General features: G+C 62.7%; 16 protein-coding genes. 4 read left to right on the forward strand and 12 right to left on the reverse strand.

What is annotated here, in order from left to right; genetic code table 11:
- Positions 1-13: 13 nt before the first annotated feature.
- From M2395_RS21750 to M2395_RS21770, 5 genes are all read right to left on the reverse strand, one after another.
- Positions 14-1,003 carry an ABC transporter ATP-binding protein gene (locus M2395_RS21750; RefSeq protein WP_011062660.1) on the reverse strand — a complete coding sequence of 330 codons (990 nt, stop codon included), beginning with the start codon at positions 1,001-1,003 and terminating at the stop codon, positions 14-16.
- Positions 1,000-1,800 (reverse strand): ABC transporter permease, encoded by an 801-nt coding sequence (locus M2395_RS21755; protein ID WP_123431311.1) that lies wholly within the window; start codon positions 1,798-1,800, stop codon positions 1,000-1,002. Before M2395_RS21755 ends, M2395_RS21750 begins: the two co-directional genes overlap by 4 nt.
- Positions 1,787-2,632 carry an ABC transporter permease subunit gene (locus M2395_RS21760; RefSeq protein ID WP_011062658.1) on the reverse strand — a complete coding sequence of 282 codons (846 nt, stop codon included), beginning with the start codon at positions 2,630-2,632 and terminating at the stop codon, positions 1,787-1,789. The genes M2395_RS21755 and M2395_RS21760 overlap by 14 nt, the downstream gene beginning before the upstream one ends.
- Positions 2,629-3,435, reverse strand: a complete 807-nt coding sequence (locus tag M2395_RS21765; protein ID WP_011062657.1) for an alkaline phosphatase family protein — start codon at positions 3,433-3,435, stop codon at positions 2,629-2,631. The genes M2395_RS21760 and M2395_RS21765 overlap by 4 nt, the downstream gene beginning before the upstream one ends.
- A 124-nt stretch (positions 3,436-3,559) precedes the next feature.
- Positions 3,560-4,627, reverse strand: a complete 1,068-nt coding sequence (locus M2395_RS21770) for an ABC transporter substrate-binding protein (protein WP_123431310.1) — start codon at positions 4,625-4,627, stop codon at positions 3,560-3,562.
- A gap of 363 nt (positions 4,628-4,990) precedes the next feature.
- Here M2395_RS21770 and M2395_RS21775 point away from each other — a divergent pair, with 363 nt between their 5' ends.
- Positions 4,991-5,704: a UTRA domain-containing protein gene (locus M2395_RS21775; RefSeq protein ID WP_123431309.1), complete on the forward strand. Its 714-nt coding sequence runs from the start codon at positions 4,991-4,993 to the stop codon at positions 5,702-5,704.
- 39 nt (positions 5,705-5,743) lie between these two features.
- Here the strand turns inward: M2395_RS21775 and M2395_RS21780 are convergent, their stop codons facing one another.
- The 7 genes from M2395_RS21780 to minC all read right to left on the reverse strand — a co-directional run bounded on the left by M2395_RS21780 (position 5,744) and on the right by minC (position 12,411).
- Complete coding sequence (locus M2395_RS21780; protein WP_015636611.1) at positions 5,744-7,900, reverse strand: mechanosensitive ion channel family protein; 2,157 nt, start codon at positions 7,898-7,900, stop codon at positions 5,744-5,746.
- 78 nt (positions 7,901-7,978) lie between these two features.
- Positions 7,979-8,155: a hypothetical protein gene (locus tag M2395_RS21785; RefSeq protein WP_011062653.1), complete on the reverse strand. Its 177-nt coding sequence runs from the start codon at positions 8,153-8,155 to the stop codon at positions 7,979-7,981.
- Positions 8,156-8,266: 111 nt separating this feature from the next.
- Positions 8,267-9,556 (reverse strand): M18 family aminopeptidase, encoded by a 1,290-nt coding sequence (locus tag M2395_RS21790; RefSeq protein ID WP_041119454.1) that lies wholly within the window; start codon positions 9,554-9,556, stop codon positions 8,267-8,269.
- Between the two features lie 125 nt (positions 9,557-9,681).
- Positions 9,682-10,317 carry an RluA family pseudouridine synthase gene (locus tag M2395_RS21795; protein ID WP_102860792.1) on the reverse strand — a complete coding sequence of 212 codons (636 nt, stop codon included), beginning with the start codon at positions 10,315-10,317 and terminating at the stop codon, positions 9,682-9,684.
- 92 nt (positions 10,318-10,409) lie between these two features.
- Positions 10,410-10,664 (reverse strand): cell division topological specificity factor MinE, encoded by a 255-nt coding sequence (gene minE / locus M2395_RS21800; RefSeq protein WP_007898843.1) that lies wholly within the window; start codon positions 10,662-10,664, stop codon positions 10,410-10,412.
- Positions 10,664-11,476: a septum site-determining protein MinD gene (gene minD, locus M2395_RS21805; protein WP_011062650.1), complete on the reverse strand. Its 813-nt coding sequence runs from the start codon at positions 11,474-11,476 to the stop codon at positions 10,664-10,666. The genes minE and minD overlap by 1 nt, the downstream gene beginning before the upstream one ends.
- 200 nt (positions 11,477-11,676) lie before the next feature.
- Positions 11,677-12,411: a septum site-determining protein MinC gene (minC, locus tag M2395_RS21810; RefSeq protein WP_011062649.1), complete on the reverse strand. Its 735-nt coding sequence runs from the start codon at positions 12,409-12,411 to the stop codon at positions 11,677-11,679.
- A 122-nt stretch (positions 12,412-12,533) separates the two neighbouring features.
- Here minC and M2395_RS21815 point away from each other — a divergent pair, with 122 nt between their 5' ends.
- From M2395_RS21815 to M2395_RS21825, 3 genes are all read left to right on the forward strand, one after another.
- The gene (locus M2395_RS21815; RefSeq protein WP_015636608.1) at positions 12,534-13,466 is read left to right on the forward strand and encodes a lipid A biosynthesis lauroyl acyltransferase; all 933 of its coding nucleotides are present in this window, start codon (positions 12,534-12,536) and stop codon (positions 13,464-13,466) included.
- A gap of 50 nt (positions 13,467-13,516) precedes the next feature.
- Positions 13,517-14,683, forward strand: coding sequence for a patatin-like phospholipase family protein (locus M2395_RS21820; RefSeq protein WP_015636607.1), 1,167 nt, complete (start codon positions 13,517-13,519; stop codon positions 14,681-14,683).
- 254 nt (positions 14,684-14,937) lie between these two features.
- Positions 14,938-18,129, forward strand: a complete 3,192-nt coding sequence (locus M2395_RS21825; protein WP_233447091.1) for an autotransporter outer membrane beta-barrel domain-containing protein — start codon at positions 14,938-14,940, stop codon at positions 18,127-18,129.
- Positions 18,130-18,170 lie beyond the last annotated feature (41 nt).

Genomic DNA, 18,170 nt, shown 5'->3' on the forward strand with positions numbered 1-18,170 from the left:
TGCGTGAATGCCATCAGGCTACCTCACACAGGGCTGTCGGATCGATGCTCAATGCCAGACGCTGGCCGTCGGCGTGCAGATCATCGGCCGAGCGGTTGAGTACATCCACCACCAGCTCCACGCCTCGGGCCTCGACCCGATAGCGGATCACGTTGCCCAGCAGGCTGTGGCTGCGTACCAGCGCATCCAGTGGGCCTTCCTTGCGCAGTTCGATGGCTTCCGGGCGGATGGCGATGCGGCCGCTGACCGGCCGCTGCAGCAGCTTGCTGGCGCTGTCGGCATCCAGCAGGTTGTAGTTGCCGATAAAGCCCGCGGCGAAGGCGTCCACCGGGGCGGTGTAGAGGGTTTCGGCATCGCCGCTCTGGACGATCCGGCCCTGGTTCATCAGGAAGATCCGGTCGGACATGGTCAGGGCTTCTTCCTGGTCGTGGGTGACGAAGATCGTCGTCAGGCCCAGTTCCCGCTGGATGTTGCGGATCTGTTCGCGCAAGTGCTTGCGGATCCGTGCATCCAGGGCCGACAGCGGTTCGTCCAGCAACAGCAGGCGCGGGCGGGTCACCAGGGAGCGGGCCAGGGCCACGCGCTGGCACTGGCCACCGGACAGCTGGTGTGGGTAGCGGCTGGCGAAGTCGTTGAGCTCCACCAGTTGCAAGGCTTCCTGGACCCGCTTGCGGCTGTCTTCGGCGCCGACCTTCTGCATGCGCAGGCCAAAGGCCACGTTCTGTTCCACGGTCATGTTGGGAAACAGCGCGTAGCTCTGGAACACCATGCCGATCCCGCGTTTCTGCGGGCTCAGGGGCACGATGTCCTGGCCGTCGAGGAGGATCTTGCCGCCGTCCACCGGGGTCAGGCCGGCGATGCAGCGCAGCAGGGTCGACTTACCGCAGCCGGAAGGGCCGAGCAGGGTGACGAACTCGCCCTTGCGGATTTCGCAATTGATGTCGCTGAATACCGTGGTGCCCGCATAGTTCTTTTGCAGGTGTTGGACGCTGACGAAGCTCATTGGCTTTTGTCCTTGTTCAAGATGTTGGCGGCCCAGGTCAGAAGCAGCACGAAGAAGAAGTAGGAAATCACCAGGGCGCTGGTGAAGTGGCCGCTGCTGTTACGCATGTTGTTCAGGTAGACCTGCAGGGTTTCATAGCGGGTGCCCACCAGGATGTTGGCGAACACGAACTCGCCGAACAGGAACGAGAAGGACAGCAGCAGCGCCACCATCAGGCCCTTGCGCAGGTTCGGCAGGACCACCAGGAAGGCCGCCTGCCAGGTACTGGCGCCCAGCAGTTGGGCCGCGTCCATCAGGTCCCGCAGGTTGATCGCCTGCAAGTTGTTGGTGATGGCCCGGTACATGAACGGCAGTGCCACGGTGAAGTAACAGCCGACGAGGATCCAGGGCGTGCCGACCATGGCGAAGGGCCCCGAACCATAGAGTTGCAGCAGGCCCACCGAGGACACCACCGGCGGCACCGCGAAGGGCAGCAGGATCAGGATGTTCATCAGCGCATCGAGCTTGGGGAAGTGGTAGTGCACCACGAACAGCAGCGGCAGGATCAGCACCACTGAAAGCACCAGCGCACCCACGCAGACCAGCAATGACTGGCCGAAGGCATTGAGAAAACGTGGGTCGCTCCACAGCTGCAGGTACCACTTGAAGGTGAAGCCGCTGGGCAGGATGGTCGCCGACCAGCTGCTGGCAATCGAGTAGACGAAGGTCCCCAGCAGCGGCAGCAGAAGGATGGCAAACAGCAGGTAGACCATCACTCGGTGGTAGAGCGCGGCGGAGCCGGGTTCAGCGCGAGACATGGTAGCTCCTCTTCAACAGCAGTTGATGGACGATGGTCACCAGGGTCATCAGCGCCACCAGCACCACGGCCAGGGCGCTGGCCATGTTCGGATCCAGGGAGATGTCCCCGGAGACCATGGCTGCGATGCGGATCGGCAGGACGTTGAAGTTGCCGGTGGTCAGCGCGTAGACCGTGGCGTAGGCGCCCAGGGCGTTGGCCAGCAGGATGACGAAGGTGCCCAGCAGCGCCGGGGTCAGCACCGGCAGGCCGATATGCCGCCAGAACTGCCAGCCGTTGGCCCCCAGCAAGGCGGCGGATTCACGCCAGTCCTCGCGCAGGGCGTCGAAGGCCGGGTAGAGCAGCAGCACGCCAAGGGGGATCTGGAAGTAGGTGTAGAGAATGATCAACCCGGTCTTGGAGTACAGGTTGAAGTCCTGAATGATCCCCGACTGCTTGAGCATGATGGTGATGGTGCCGTTGAAGCCCAGCAGGATGATGAAGGCGAAAGCCAGGGGCACCCCGGCGAAGTTGCTGGTCATGTTGGCGAAGGCATTGACGAAGTTGCGCAGGCGCGAATCCACCCGGCGCAGCGAGTAGCTGCCCAGCACCGCGATGATGATGCCGAACACGCTGGACCAGAAACTGATCTCCAGGCTGTACTGGATGGCCTGCAGGTAGAACTTCGAGCTGAAGATCCTGGTGAAGTTGGCCAGGCCCCAGCCGAACTCTTCCGATTGCAGGCTGTTGATCAGCACCCACACCAGGGGGGCAATCTGGAACACGATGAAGAACAGGGCGAAGGGCACCAGGCACAGGGCCGCCAGCCATTTGCCACGGGTGACTGAATTCACTTCAACAGCTCCCGGCAGAAAGGTTTGTCATGGGGCGCGCCCAGCAATTGGCAGACGGTGCCGCACAGTTCGGTCTGTTTCGGCGCGGCAGCGGGGTCGAGGCTGAAAGCGTCGCCGAGAACGAACAGCGGGACCTCTCGCTCCTCGGCCAGCAGGCCATTGTGCGAGCGGTCGTTGTTCATGCCGTGGTCGGCCGTCACCAGCACCTGGTAGCCGGCGTCGAGCCAGCCTTGCAGGTAGTCGGCGAGAATGATGTCCGCCGAGCGCGCGCTGTTGCGGTACTGCGAACTGTCCAGGCCGTGCTTGTGTCCGGCGTCGTCGATGTTCATCGGATGCACCAGCAGCAGGTTGGGCTGATGGCGCAGGCGCAGGTCCTCGGCGTCGGCGAACAGATGGGAATCGGGGTAATGATCGCTCCAGTAGAAGTGGCCGTACTGGATCGGCAGTTCAGGGTTTGCGGTGTGCCGGTCTTGCGGGGCGTTGAAGGGCGAACGGTTGTACAGCTCGCTGACCCAGTGATAGGCCGCGGCGGCAGTGCTCAGGCCGGCCTCGCGGGCGTAGTGGAACAGGCTGCGCTGGTTGGACAGGCGCGAGACCTGGTTGTGCACGATACCGCTGTCGATCGGCCGCACGCCGGTGAGGATGCATTCGTACAGCGGGCGGGAGAGGGCAGGTAGTTCGCATTGCAGTTTGTACAGGGCGGCGCGGCCAGCACCGACGTAGGCTTGCAGGTGCCCCATGGCGTGTCGGGCAACTTCGTGGTTGAGGCCGTCGAGCACCACAAGGATGACGTTGTGCTTCATGAGGTGGAGGACTCCGGGATCGGGTGTGCAGGCGCCAGCTTGTCGGCGAGCGGCCTGTGTGCGCTTGTCTGTGCAGCGCCTTTGAGCCATTCGCCGGCAAGCCGGCTCCTACAGGGATGCAGCCTTACTGCATGTTGATGATCACTTCTTCCTGCCACTTCTGCGGCAGGCCCTTGGAGGTTTTCTCCCAGGCATCGGCGTCCTTGATCGGTGTTACGTGCTTGTACTGCTCGTTGGGCAGCAGGTTGGCCTGTACGTCCGCCGGCAGGGTCAGGTGCTCGGCACGGATCGGCCGCGCATTGCCGCGGGCCAGGTTGGTCTGGCCGGCGTCGCTGAAGATGTACTCGCGGGTCAGCTTGGCGGCGTTGGGATGCTTGGCGTACTTGTTGATGATGGTGGTGTAGCCGGAGATCACCGAGCCGTCCGACGGGATCAGCACGATGTAGTCGTCCTTGTTGACCATCTTGTTGCGGTAGCTCAGGCCGTTGAAGTCCCAGACCACGCCCACTTCCACTTCACCCTTTTCCATGGTGGCGATGGTCGGGTTGGCCAGGGACAGGCGCCCCTGCTTGGCGATCTCGGCGAACATCAGCAGCGCCGGCTGGATGTTCTTCTCGTCACCACCCTTGGCAATGGCGGCGGCCAGTACGCCGTTGGCGGCCTGGGCCGCGGTGCTCACGTCACCGATGGAAACCTTGTACTTGCCCTTTTCCAGGTCGGCCCAGCTCTTCGGCGCTTCGGAGCCGTGCAGCAGCTTCTTGTTGATGATGAAGGCGATGGTGCCGGTGTAGGCCAGCGCCCAGTTGCCGTCCTTGTCCTTGGCCCAGTCCGGGACCTGGGCCCAGGTGCTCGGCTTGTAAGGCTGGGCCACGCCCTGTTTGACCGCGATCGGGCCGAAGGCGGCGCCAACGTCGCCGATGTCGGCGCTGGCGTTGTCTTTTTCGGCAGCGAACTTGGCGATCTCCTGGGCCGAACTCATGTCGGTGTCGATGTGCTTGAGGCCGTAGATTTTCGCCAGGTCCTCCCAGGTGCCTTTCCAGTTGGCCCAGTCGTTGGGCATGCCGACGCTGTTCACGGCGCCTTCCGCTTTGGCAGCGGCTTCAAGGGTTTTCAGGTCGTTATCAGCGGCCATGGCGGCGGTGCACAGGGCAATGGTCGAGCCTAACAGTGATGCCAGGAAAAGCTGTTTCATCCGAAGCTCCTTTGGGTGAGTTCAACGCTGCGTTGTTATCGACTGTCTTGCGATGGGTTGGTCTAGGTCAGCAATACCTGAGCCAATTTAGGCGTGTTGGATGACACTTTGATGTCGGTGCCAACGATCGACGCATGGATTGAGGCGCAGGTCCGAGGCTGCGAAATAAGCGTAGACCATGGCCAAACGCCCGCAGAACAAGGATCTGGCGGGTAATTTGCAAGTTGGTGGCAGGCCCGCTGAGCGCCTTTGTCATCTGTCAGTCATATGCATTGCCTAGGCTTTGGGCACGGATGCAGAGCACTGCCCCGGCCATTGCGCTGCCCTGAAACAGTGCTGGTCTAGTCCAGATAGGTAACGTTGATGCGTATTGATGCAACCAAAGCGGTGACAGCCATCGGCCAGGTCCTGCAGGAGCAGATCGCCCATGGTCTGTTGGCCCCCGGGAGCAAGCTGCCGGCCGAGCGCAAGCTCAGCGAGTTGTTCGACACCACCCGCATCACTGTGCGCGAGGCCTTGCTGCAACTGGAGGCCCAGGGGCAGATCTACCGTGAGGAGCGCCGTGGCTGGTTTGTTTCGCCGCCGCGCCTGGCCTACAACCTGATGCAGCGTAGTCATTTCCACGCCATGGTCAGTGCCCAGGGGCGAGTGCCTTCCACTGAGGTGATCTCGGCGCGCCTGCAACCGGCTTCGGCGGCCGTCTGCGCCTGGCTGCAATTACCGGCGCTGTCCAGCGTGATCCAGATCTGCCGGGCGCGGCGCATCGATGAGCGGCTGGTGCTGTATGTCGAGCACTACCTGAACCCCAAGTACTTTCCGAAGATTCTTGAGCTGGACCTGAACCAGTCGATCACCGAGCTCTATGCCCGGCATTACGACCTGCATTACGGACGGGTGCGCTTCGAGATTGTGCCCACGTCATTGCAGCCGGAAGCGGCGGCGGCCTTGAAGGTCTCGGTGGGCAGCCCCGGGCTGCGCATCGCCCGGGTCAACTATGACCAGCATGAGCGGCTGATCGATTGTGATCTGGAGTTCTGGCGCCATGACGCGATTCATGTCGGTGTTGACGTTCTTTAGGCGCCAGTGTCGTTCGCCGGCAAGCCGGCTTCTACAGGATCACTCCTTTTCCGCGCCGCCGCCTGCGGTGATCACCTGGATGCTCATGCGCGGCGTAGCCAGGTCCAGCCCGGCTTCGTCGAGGTGACGCTTGAGGGACAGGTTGAACGCCCGGGACACTTCCCACTGCTTGATCGGTGCAGTCTTGAAACGGGCCCGGAGGATGGCGCTGCCGGACTCGAAACTCTCCACCCCCTGGATTTCCAGCGGCGACCAGATATTGCGGCGCTGCAGGGGGTCGGTGCGCATCTTCTGGCCGACATCGCGCATCAGCTTGATTGCGTCGTCGATTTCCATGTTGTACGGGATCGCCACGCGGAAGATCGCGTAGCCGAACTCCCGGGAGTAGTTCTTGATGCTCTTGATTTCGCTGAACGGGATGGTGTGCACGATGCCGTCGATGTCCCGCAGGCGCACGGTACGGATAGTCAGGCCCTCGACGGTGCCCAGGTGGCCGCCGACATCGACGTAGTCGTCGATGGCCAGGGAGTCCTCGATGATGATGAACAGGCCGGTGATCAAGTCCGCTACCAGGGACTGGGCGCCGAAACCGATGGCCAGGCCGATGACACCGGCACCGGCCAGCAGCGGCGTGACGTTCATGCCCATGTTCGCCAGGGCAACGATGGTGGCAATGATGAAGATCGCCACGAACAGCACGTTGCGGATCAGCGGCATCATGGTTTGCGCGCGCGCGTTGGCCAGGCCCTTGCGCGAACGGGTCAGGGCGTGATGCACCGCGGTGTCGCTGAGAATCCAGATCAGCCAGGCAAAGATCAGGGTGCCGCCGAGGCTGAACAGCTTGACGCTGACTTCATGGCCATCGCCTTCGGTGAAGCGGATCAGCGACATGCCCCAGACCCGCAGGCCGAGCTCGATGAATGCCAGCCAGACCGCCAGGTGAGCCAGGGTGTAGAAGAAGCTTTTCAGCCGCTCGGAGTACAGCGCATGGCGTTTGTGCCCGCGCTGGGGCTTGAGGGCATGGCGGCGTACCAGGCCGTTGATCACCATGCACAGCACCAGCAGTACCGTGCACAGCAACGACTGGCGCAGGGCGGTGCTGGTGTCGCCGGCGGAAACGAAGGTGGCGAACAGCGAGATACCTACTAGCACCAGGGCCGGCAGGTACCAGAAGGTGCCGATGATCTCGATGGTGTCGCTCAGGGCCCGGCGGGTCAGGCGCCGTGACAGCGGCTGATTGCGGATCAGGTGGGCGATGGGGCGGCGGAAACGCAGGATGAACACGCCGGTGGACAGCGCCGCCATGACATTGGCGAAGGTCGCCGCGGTATGGGCCAGGTGCTGGCCCAGGCTGGCCACCATGCGTGGGTCGCTCAGGGCCTCGCCAAAGGCGGCGAAGCTGCCGATCCACCACAGCGGGCGGAAGGCCTGGCGCCGCAGGATGTACAGGGCGCGATGGCGGTGCGGGCCATCGAGTACGGAGAACGCCACCACGCAGATCGCCGAGAAACAGGTGCCGACCACCAGGGCGTAGGCCAGGACCATGGCCAGGTCCTTGCCCAGGGAAGAGGGCAGGGAGTAGGTCATGTAGACCGTGATCAACAGGGCGATCAGCCAGGGGCCGAGCTTGCGCAGGGCAAAGCGCAGCAGGTCCCAGGTCTTGGGGTGCTGGGGCAGGTCTTCGGTCAGGCCGAAGCGCAGGCGCACCCGGTGGCTGAGCCAGATCAGCGCTGCTGCCAGCAGGCTCCAGACCATGAGGATCAGGGCAAAGGCAAAGATGATCGGCAGCCACTGGCTGGCTGGCAGCATCAGTGCCGAGAGTTCTTCCTTGGCCAGGTCGAACTCGTCGGACCAGCGGGTAACCGGGCTGTCGGCCCCGGAGAATTGCTTTTCCAGGTTCGACAGGGTGCCGCCGATCAGGCCCAGTACGCCTTCTTCTGGCGTGGGCTGGGCTTTTTTCGTGGCATCTCGCAGTTTCTTCAGGTCCGCCAGCAGCTTGGTCCGTTGCTGGTCGTTCTCCAGGGACTTGATCACCTCGTCCAGGGATTGCCCCAGGGGTTCCTCAGCCTGGGGCTGCGCCTTGGTCTGGTTGCCCAGCAAGCCAGGCAAGCCCACCGCCTGGGCGCTCCCCAGGGGCAGCAGGGTCAGCAGGCAGACGAGCACATAGCAGGGCAGGGCAAAAAGACGAGCGAACACTGGGCGGTCAACCTCGGGGAAAATGGATCGACCGAGTGTACGAGGCCGCCAAATTCAATGCGAGGGTGAGTGCTGCATTTATTCCGCGAGCTTGGCCAGGATCTTGTAGACCACGGTGCCGAGAATCAGCAGCATGCCGATCCACATGCTGAACACACCGAGGTTCTTGTCCCGGAAGTTGAAGCCGATGGCCAGCAGGATCATGCCCGTGAGAATGGGGATGAGCATGGAGTGGAACGAAGACATCGAGATCATGGCGACAGCCTTGTCAGGAGGAGTAACTGTAAGTCTAGGTCGCTTTGTCGCGGCCCGGGTTGATGTGCATCAGAAACAGGCGGGCGTGTGTCCACGCGCCCGCCCTCTGCCTCATGGCAGTTCGTGGCTAGCGTAGAAGGCGCTCAGCACTTTCACCAGATGAGCCAGGTCATGGCTGCCACAGAGCTCGCGGATCGAGTGCATGGCGAAGGTCGGCAGGCCGATGTCCACAGTGCGTACCCCCAGATGGCTGGCGGTGATAGGGCCGATGGTCGAGCCGCAACCCATGTCGCTGCGTACCACGAAGCTCTGTACCGGCACTTCTTCGGCCATGCACAGGTGGCGGAAGAAGCCGGCGGTTTCGCTGTTGGTGGCGTAGCGCTGGTTGCTGTTGACCTTGATCACCGGGCCGGCATTGAGCTTCGGCCCGTGGTTGGCGTCGTGCTTGTCGGCATAGTTGGGGTGCACGCCGTGGGCGTTGTCTGCGGAGATCAGCAGCGACTTCTGAATGGTACGGACGAATTCGTCACCTTCGGGCAACAGGCGGCGCAGGGTCTGTTCGAGCATCGGGCCGTCGGCGCCGCAGGCCGAGCAGGAGCCGACTTCTTCGTGGTCGTTGCACACCAGCACGCAGGTTTCATCGCTGTCGGCCGTCAGCAGGGCCTGCAGCCCGGCGTAGCAGGACAGCAGGTTGTCCAGGCGTGCGCCGGCGATGAAGTCACCGTGCAGTCCTATCACCGCGGCGCTCTGGGTGTCGTAGAAGCTCAGTTCGTAGTCCAGCACCACGTCGGCGTTCAGACCATGCTCGCGGGCCAGTTGGTCGGTCAACACCGCGCGGAAATCCACCCGTTCGTCACCGGCGAACTGGGCCAGGATCGGTGGCAGTTCGTTCTGCGCGTTGATCGCCCAGCCCTGGTTGGCTTCACGGTTGAGGTGAATGGCCAGGTTGGGAATGATCGCGATCGGTGCCTTGAAGTCGATCAGTTGGCTTTCCACCTTGCCGTCGCGGCGGAAGGTCACGCGGCCGGCCAGGGACAGGTCGCGGTCGAACCACGGAGCCAGCAATGCGCCGCCGTAGACTTCGACGCCCAGTTGCCAGAAGCCCTGGCGTTGCAGTTCCGGCTGGGGCTTGACCCGCAGGCAGGGGCTGTCGGTGTGGGCGCCTACCAGGCGGATGCCGCCTTGCAGGGGCGAATGCCGGCCCAGTTTGAAGGCGACGATGGAGGAATCGTTACGAGTGACGTAGTAGCGGCCGTTGGCTTCGGTGGTCCATGGCTCGCGCTCGTCGAGGCGCTGGTAACCCGCCGCTTCCAGGCGTTGAACGAGGCTGGCAGTGGCATGGAAAGGGGTAGGGGAGGCCTTGAGAAAGTCGATCAGGCCTTGGTTCAACTCTTCGCGCATAAGTAGCTCCAGACAGCAGTGGCGCGAGTTTAACGTATTAGGAGTGCCTTGTAGGAGCCGGCTTGCCGGCGAACAAGGGCCGCTGGGGCGGCCTTTGCCCGCAAGCCGGCTTGGGCGGCGTGCGCTCAGAACGGAGCGGGGCAGTCGAAGCGCAGGCGCTCGCCGGTCTGGGGGTGGGTGAAGCTGAGCATGCTGGCGTGCAGGCACAGGCGTGGCCAGGCCGCCAGCGCCTGGGGATGGGCGTACAGGCCATCGCCCAGCAGCGGGTGTCCGATGGACAGCATGTGTACCCGCAACTGATGGGAGCGGCCGGTGATGGGGGTCAATTCGACCCGGCACCAATCGCCGCAGCGTTCCAAGACGCGCCAGAAGGTCAGGGCATGCTTGCCGAATTCGTGGTCCACCACGTGCCGGGGCTTGGTGGGCGGGTCGTAGCGCAGGGGCAGGTCAATGCTGCCGCTGTCCAGTTCCGGCTGGCCCCAGCAGAGTGCGGTGTAGGCTTTTTCCGTTTCGCGGTCATGAAACTGTCGCGACAGTTCGCGATGGGTATCAGCGTCCCGGGCCAGGAGAATGATGCCCGAGGTTTCCCAATCCAGCCGGTGGACGATACGGGCTTCGGGGTAGCCGTTTTCCTGCAGGCGAGTGATCAGGCAGTCCTTGTTGTCGTCGGCGCGACCGGGGACTGAAAGCAGCAGGGTGGGTTTGTTCACCACCAGGACGGCGGGGTCCTGATGCAGGATGTGGATATTCGACAACGGCATTGAAACAGCCTCGTAACAAACGCCAACGGCGGCTCGCCAACCTCCATGCAATGCATGAGGCCAGCGAGCCGCCGTGGCTCCCGTCGGATCAATCAGCGATCAGGCAGGGTGATATTGAGTTCCAGGATCGAGCAGCTGCCCTGGTTTTCCAGAGCGACGTGCACGTCGTCGGACCCGATATTGACGTACTTGCGGATCACTTCCACCAGTTCCTTCTGCAAGGCGGGCAAGTAATCAGGGGTGCTGCGCTGGCCGCGTTCATGCGCCACGATGATCTGTAGACGCTCTTTCGCTACCGACGCGGTGCTGACCTTTTTGCTGGCACGAAAGAAGTCAAAAAGATTCATTATCTACCTCCAAACAGGCGCTCGAAGAATCCCTTCTTCTCGACATCAAGGAACCGGTGCTCCACGGTTTTGCCCAGCAGGCGGTCAACCGCATCGCTGTAGGCCTGGCCAGCATCACTCTGGTCGTCGAGAATCACCGGCACGCCCTGGTTGGAAGCCTTGAGCACTGCCTGGGATTCCGGAATGACGCCGAGCAGGGTCACTGCCAGAATTTCTTTGACGTCTTCAACACCGAGCATTTCGCCATTGCTGACACGCTCCGGGTTGTAGCGGGTCAACAGCAGGTGTTCCTTGATCGCGTCCTCGCCCTTTTCGGCGCGACGGGATTTGCTGGCCAGCAGGCCGAGCATACGGTCGGAGTCACGCACCGAAGACACTTCAGGGTTGGTCACGACAATCGCTTCGTCGGCGAAGTACATGGCCAGGTGCGCGCCTTTCTCGATACCGGCCGGGGAGTCGCAGACCACGAACTCGAAGGTTTCCTTGAGTTCCATCAGGACCTTTTCCACGCCTTCCAGGGTCAGCGCGTCTTTGTCGCGGGTCTGGCTGGCGGCCAGTACGTAGAGGTTTTCCAGGCGCTTGTCTTTGATCAGGGCTTGCTGCAGGTTGGCTTCGCCGTTGACCACGTTGACGAAGTCATACACCACGCGACGCTCGCAGCCCATGATCAGGTCGAGGTTACGCAGGCCGACGTCGAAGTCGACGATCACTGTTTTGTGGCCGCGCAGAGCGAGGCCGGTACCGATAGCGGCGCTGGTGGTGGTTTTACCCACACCACCCTTGCCGGATGTAACCACGAGAATCTTGGCCAAGGTGTTTCACCCCTAAGGAAAAAGGACTTTTAGCCCCTGAAAAACATCTCTTGAAAACTACTGCAGTCGGACAGCCTTGGCTGGAGCTCGGTCAGCGGCAGGGTTTATCGTCGATAAACACTGCTGATTGCCAATTTCCTACTTCGTTTGAGCCGTTTTCGCTACGTTTTAGAGATGCTTGGAAAATGCGGCAGTATCCGTTAAAGACGTGTGATGTTCAACACGTCACCCGACAGGCTGACCTGGACTCCGGAGCCCCACAGAGGGTCGCGTCGCAGGTCCTCGGAAACCTTGTACTGGCCTGCAATGGAGATCAGTTCAGCGCTCAATTGCTGACAGAAAATCCGCGCCTTGGTGTCACCCTTGACTCCGGCCAGGGCGCGGCCGCGCATGGGGCCGTATACATGGATATTGCCATCGGCGAGAAGTTCCGCACCGGGGCTGACCGAGGACACCACTACCAGATCGCCACCCTGGGCATAGATCTGCTGCCCGCCGCGTACGGGCGAGGTGATGATGCGAGTCGGTTTGATGGTGGGTTCCGGCGGTTTTTCCGGCTTCTTGATTTCACTTTCCGGTGGCTCCAGCGGCCGCTCCCGGGCGCCGGAAGGCGGCAGCACCGGCAGGTCGACGGCAATCGCCGCGGCAATGTCTTCGATGCGGCTGGCGCGGATCGCCAGGGTCCGCAGGCCGTGCTGGCGGCAGACGCGCATCAGCCCGGGCAGATCCACCGAGCCTTCGCCAGCAGGCAGCTTGTCCAGGGCCAGTACCAGCGGGGCGTTGCTGAAGAAGTTCGGCGCCTGGGCGACTTTCGCGGCCAGTTGGCGATCGAGGCCTTCGAGGTCGTTGCGGGCCAGTTCCAGCACGGTGATGGCGAGCATGCTGCCCTTTAACTGGAACACAGGATCTTGGTCTAGCGATTCGGTTTGGCTCATGGTCTGCAGAAGGCGGCTTGTCACTAAAAGTGCCGAGACTTATAACGAGATCGCCCGCGCCCCGCAAGCCAGGTCGAACCGATGTAGAATGCGCGACCTTGTTGTCTGTCCCGGAATCTGTAATGGATCGCCCGCGTTTTCGAGCTGCATTCTTGTCTCCACGTTTCTGGCCGCTGTGGCTGGGGCTTGGTGTGTTATGGCTGATCGTCCAGTTGCCCTATGCCGCACTGCTGCACATCGGTCGCGCCCTCGGGGCGCTGATGTACCGGGTGGCCGGTGAGCGCCGGCGGATTGCCAAGCGCAACCTGGAACTGTGTTTCCCGGAAAAGTCCGCCGCGGAACGCAAACGCCTGCTCAAGGAGAACTTCGCCTCCACCGGGATCGCCTTCTTCGAGATGGCCATGAGCTGGTGGTGGTCCAAGCCGCGGCTGGCTCGGCTGGCCCATGTCGAAGGGCTGGACTACCTCAAGCAGGCCCAGCGCGACGGTCATGGGGTGATTCTCATGGCCCTGCACTTCACCACCCTGGAGATCGGCGCGGCGCTGCTGGGCCAGCAACACACCATCGATGGCATGTACCGCGAACACAAGAACCCACTGTTCGACTTCATCCAGCGCCGCGGGCGCGAGCGCCACAACCTCGATTCCCTAGCGGTGGAGCGCGACGACGTGCGCGGCATGCTCAAGCTGCTGCGGTCCGGACGGGCGATCTGGTATGCGCCGGACCAGGACTATGGCGCCAAGCAGAGCGTTTTCGTGCCGCTGTTCGGTATCCAGGCTGCGACGGTCACCGCTACCAGCAAGTTCGCCCGCCTGGGCAAGGCGCTGGTGGTGCCTTTCACCCAGGAACGCCTGGCCGATGGCAGTGGGTACCGTCTGGTGATCCATGCCCCCCTGACGGATTTTCCCGGCGCCACCGAAGAGGAGGATTGCCTGCGGATCAATCAGTGGGTGGAAACCGCCTTGCGCGCCTGCCCCGAGCAGTACCTCTGGGCTCACCGTCGCTTCAAGAGCCGGCCGCCAGGCGAGCCCAAGCTCTATAAGAAGCGCGGTTGACCCTCTGGCCTTGATGAGCGGCCCTGGTACGCCATGGATGGAGTGAAGCAATGAGTGCTGGACCGGTAACAGGTTTGATTCTTTCCGGCGGTGGTGCCCGGGCCGCTTATCAAGTCGGCGTGCTGGCGGCGATTGCCGAGTTGCTGGGCCCGGGGGCGCGCAACCCGTTCCCGGTGATCGTCGGCACTTCAGCGGGGGCCATCAATGCCGTCAGCCTGGCCAGTGGCGCCGCGGACTTTTCTGCGGCGATCCAGCGCCTCACGGCGTTCTGGCGCAACTTTCGCAGTGATCAGGTAATGCGCAGCGACTGGCCCGGGGTCATTCGCCAGGCCAGCCGCTTTGTCGGCCACAGCCTGCTGGGGCTGGGTGCCCAGGTGCCGGTGGCGCTGATCAACAACTCGCCGCTGCGCGAGCTGCTCAACGAACACATGCACCTGTCGGGCATCAACGACGCGATTGCCCAGGGCCAATTGCACGCTGTGGCGGTAACCGCGTTCGGCTACGAATCCGGCCAGGCGGTGACCTTCTATCAAGGGGGCGGGGTGATCGATCCCTGGCTGCGGCATCGACGGATCGGCATTCCCACCCATCTGACGGTGGACCACTTGCTGGCCAGTTCGGCGATCCCCTTGCTGTTCGCGCCGGTGAAGCTCGACCAGGAGTATTTCGGCGATGGGGCGGTGCGCCAGTCGGCGCCTATCAGCCCGGCCCTGCACCTGGGGGCCAGCCGTGTGCTGGTGGTGGGCGTCAGCGGCAACCCGCGGGGCAACGATCCGGAGAGTGCCGGGCAGCGGACCTATACCGGTCAGGAGCCGACCCTGGCGCAGATTGGCGGGCACATGCTCAACAGCACCTTCATTGACAGCCTGGAAAGCGATATCGAATTGCTGGAGCGGCTCAATCACTTCAGCCGGTTGCTGCCCGGCAGTGCGGCCGACCGCGCCCTGGGCATTGCTCCAGTGGAAGTACTGGTGATTGCCCCCAGCCAGCCCATCGACGAGATTGCCGCTCGTCATCGGCATGAGCTGCCGGCAGCGTTGCGTGTATTCCTGCGTGGGCCCGGGGCGACCCGCACCAGCGGCGCAGGGGTCTTGAGCTATCTGCTGTTCGAAGCGCCCTACTGCAACGAGCTGATCGAGCTGGGCCGCAGTGACGCCCTGGCCAAGCGCGAGGAGCTGGCGCGCTTCCTTGGGCTGGCGCGCGCGCCACGGGCCTGAATCCGCTTGGGAGCATGCACGCGCCTGCGTGCGGAACAATGCGCGCAGCCCTTCCTGCTCTCTATTGCCGGCGCTGCCGAGGGCCGGTGCAGTCTTTTGAGATCAATCTGATTACAAAGGTTCGGGATCGCTTGGATGATGGTGGTGATCAATGTCGATCATCATCGCGGTTCCTCCTGCTTTCTACGGCCATTTGCTGTCAATTGTGGACATTGTCTTGAGGAGCCTGCGACGCAAATGTGGTAGGTAGTCTCATGCAACGATTGGTCCGCTCGACGCTGTCGGGCCTTTTTACGATGTCCCTCGTGGCTGTGTCGATCCAGGCGCGAGCTGCTGAGTACGGCCAGATTGATCTCTCCAATCCGGCTGGCGGTGATTCGATGAGCCTGCATCCGGGCGACTCCGTGATCTATGACGGCCCGGGGGCGGCGATCAACATTTCGGCCAAGGGCAATAACCTGAATGCCGAAGGGGTTGATATCCAGGCCGGTTCCCCGGTCGGCAGCTTCACGGTCGGGGTCAGCGCCAGCGATGGTGGACACGTGACTCTGGTGGATAGCCAGGTACTGAGCCACCGCACTTACGCGCTCGAGGCCCGTGGTCCTGGCAGTGAAATCGTCGCCACCGGCACCTCGCTCACTTCCCGGCAGTCATTTGGTGCATACGCGTACGGTGGTGGCCGTATCACGCTTGACGGTGGCAGCATTACCACCCTCGGCACCTATGGCCATGGCGTGGTCGCCTCGGGTGCGGGAACGGCTCTGGAAGCTCGTAATCTGAGCATCTCTACCAGTAATGCCAGCGGATATGGCGCCGAGGTGTCCCAGCGCGCCTCAATGACGCTGGAGGCGGTCACCATCAATACGGCGGGCGAGGACGCTTCGGTTCTGTATGTCAGGGGGGCCGGGTCAAGCCTGGCCTTCATCGACAGCCATGGCACTTCTGCCAGTTACTCCGGCGCCCGACTTTATGGTGGCAAATTCTCGATGCTTGGCGGCAGCCTCACCGCCCACGAGGACGCAGTATTTCTGGGGTACGACTTCGACGGCGTTGGCTCGTCAGCCGATATTCGCGATGCAACGCTGAGCTCCAGCAATGGCTATGGGCTCAACCTCAATGGCGACGCCGCCAGCGCCACGTTGAATAACGTCCGCATCAGCTCCTCTGGAGCTCAAGCAGGCGGAATATGGATGTTCATGCCCGAGACGAAGCTGGTGGCCGATCGCTTCAGCATCGACACCTACGGCGCCCAGTTTGCCCACGGGCTGGATAACCGGGCCGGCCAGGCGACGCTGAGCAACGGCAGCATCACCACTCATGGTGCGAATTCGCTGGGTTTGTACCTGTACAACCAGTTCGACAGCGATGCCAGCATTGAGGCGAGCAATATCAGGATTGAAACCTTTGGCGCCGGATCCTTCGGCGCCCTGGCACAAACTACGGGAGCCGACCTGCGCCTGGCACAGTCTGAGGTCGTCACCCATGGGCAAGCGGCCCATGGTCTGTTCGTGCGGGCGGACGATGCGCGTCTGGCCGTCAGTAGCACCGAGGTCATCACCAACGGCAACGGTGCGTCCGCCCTGGCACTGGGCAATGGTGCGGTGGCAACTTTGGAGAACTCCCGGCTGGCCACTCACGGGGACCTGGCGTCTGGCGTCTGGAGTTATGTCAACAGCGGGACGGCGAGCAATAGCCTTTCGCTGACCGGCAGTCAGATCAGTACCCAGGATGGCGCAGGCTTGCTGGCCAGTGGCGGCGATCATCAGTTCACCCTGATGAACTCGAGCATTGTTGCGCGTGCCGATGGGCAGGAGGCCCAGGGCATCTTTCTGCAGACCCGCCAGGCAGTGTTGAACAATGTTCCCGTCGATACCGGCCAGGTCAGTGTCGAGGCCAGCGGCTCGACGCTGGTGGGCGATGTCCTTGCCCAGAACGGCAGTGTGGACCTGAGCCTCAGCGCCGGCTCGGAATTGACGGGGGCTCTGCGGGCCGAGAGCGGGGGGCGGATCAACAGCTTGCTGCTCGATGACAGCAGCCGCTGGAACATACGCAGTGACTCGACACTGGGCACCTTGACCAACAACGGTACGCTGGTGTTCGGCGCAGCCGGTTTCCAGACCCTGACCGTTAACGACTACATCGGTAATGGCACGATGGTATTCAGCACCCACCTGGGCGGCGACACGTCCCCCAGCGACCGGCTGGTCATCGATGGTGGAACGGTCAGTGGCCGAACCGCAGTGCGAGTGCTCAACGCTGGCGGTAAGGGGGGGCTGACGCAGGAGGGGATCCCCCTGGTGCAGGCGATCAATGGCGGAACCATCGCAGCCGACGCCTTCTACCTGGACACGGGCTCCAGCGGTTATCGTTGGAGCGTCGGCAGCCTTTCGATCAATGGCTATGAGTACAGCCTGGTGCAAGGTGGCATCTCGGGCAACACGAATGACTGGTACCTGACCTCAGAAGCCAGCCAGGTGGCACCGGAAGGCGGGGCATATATCGGCACCCAGCAGGCCACCAGGACAATGTTCGACCATGGCCTGCAGGACCGTGCAAGCAAGCGCAGCCTGGGGGCCGACCGCCAGGATTCGGGACTCTGGATGCGGGCCCAGGGGCGGCATGACAAGGGCATGCGCATGGCCGAAGGCAAGGTCGATATCGATTCCAGCAGCGATGTGGTGCAGATGGGCGGGGCGTTGCTGCGCCGGCCGGTGGGCGCGCAAGGTGCGCTCTATGCCGGGCTCATGGCGGGCTATGGCGACGCGCGCATCGACTCGACCTCCACATTGATGCGCCGCGACACCAATACTGCTGTTCGCGCGAAGGCCCATGGCAAGGTCTCGGGTTATTCGGCGGGCGTGTATGGCACTTTCTATGCGGATGACGTGAACCGGCTGGGCGCCTATGTCGACACCTGGTTGCAGTATGGTCGCTATACCAACCGGCTGAGCAGTGAACTGGGGTCCGCCGATTATGATTCGAACCTATGGTCGGCCTCCCTGGAGTCCGGGTATGCATTGGCGCCATTTGCCGCTGATTCTCCCTTCCGGGCCTGGGTGGTGGAGCCTCGCGGGCAGCTGATCTATAGCCGTTATACCGCCAGGGCCGCAGACTTGCGGGATACGCGGTTGCGCAATGGCACTGCCGATGCCTGGCGCTCCAGTATTGGCGTGCGGCTCTACCAGCAGCCTGGTCAGGCAGCCGATGAATCGGTGCTGCGACCCTTTGTCGAAACCAACTGGCTGCATAGCGAGGCGGTGCCGTCGGTACGGATGGGGAGTAACAGCTTCGATGCCAGGCCATCGCGGGATGCTCTGGAGTTGAAGGTCGGAGCCCAGGTGCGGGTCGCTCGGGATGTGGAGCTATCCAGTCATCTATTCGGCCATTCGGGAAGCGCCAGCGAGTACGGTTACGGCGGGCAGTTGAACCTGAGCTACAGCTGGTAGTGCTTGCAGGTCTTGTGGCAAACCCAGCGAGGACGGCCTCC

Source organism: Pseudomonas sp. BIGb0176, from assembly GCF_024810175.1.
GTDB lineage: Bacteria > Pseudomonadota > Gammaproteobacteria > Pseudomonadales > Pseudomonadaceae > Aquipseudomonas > Aquipseudomonas protegens.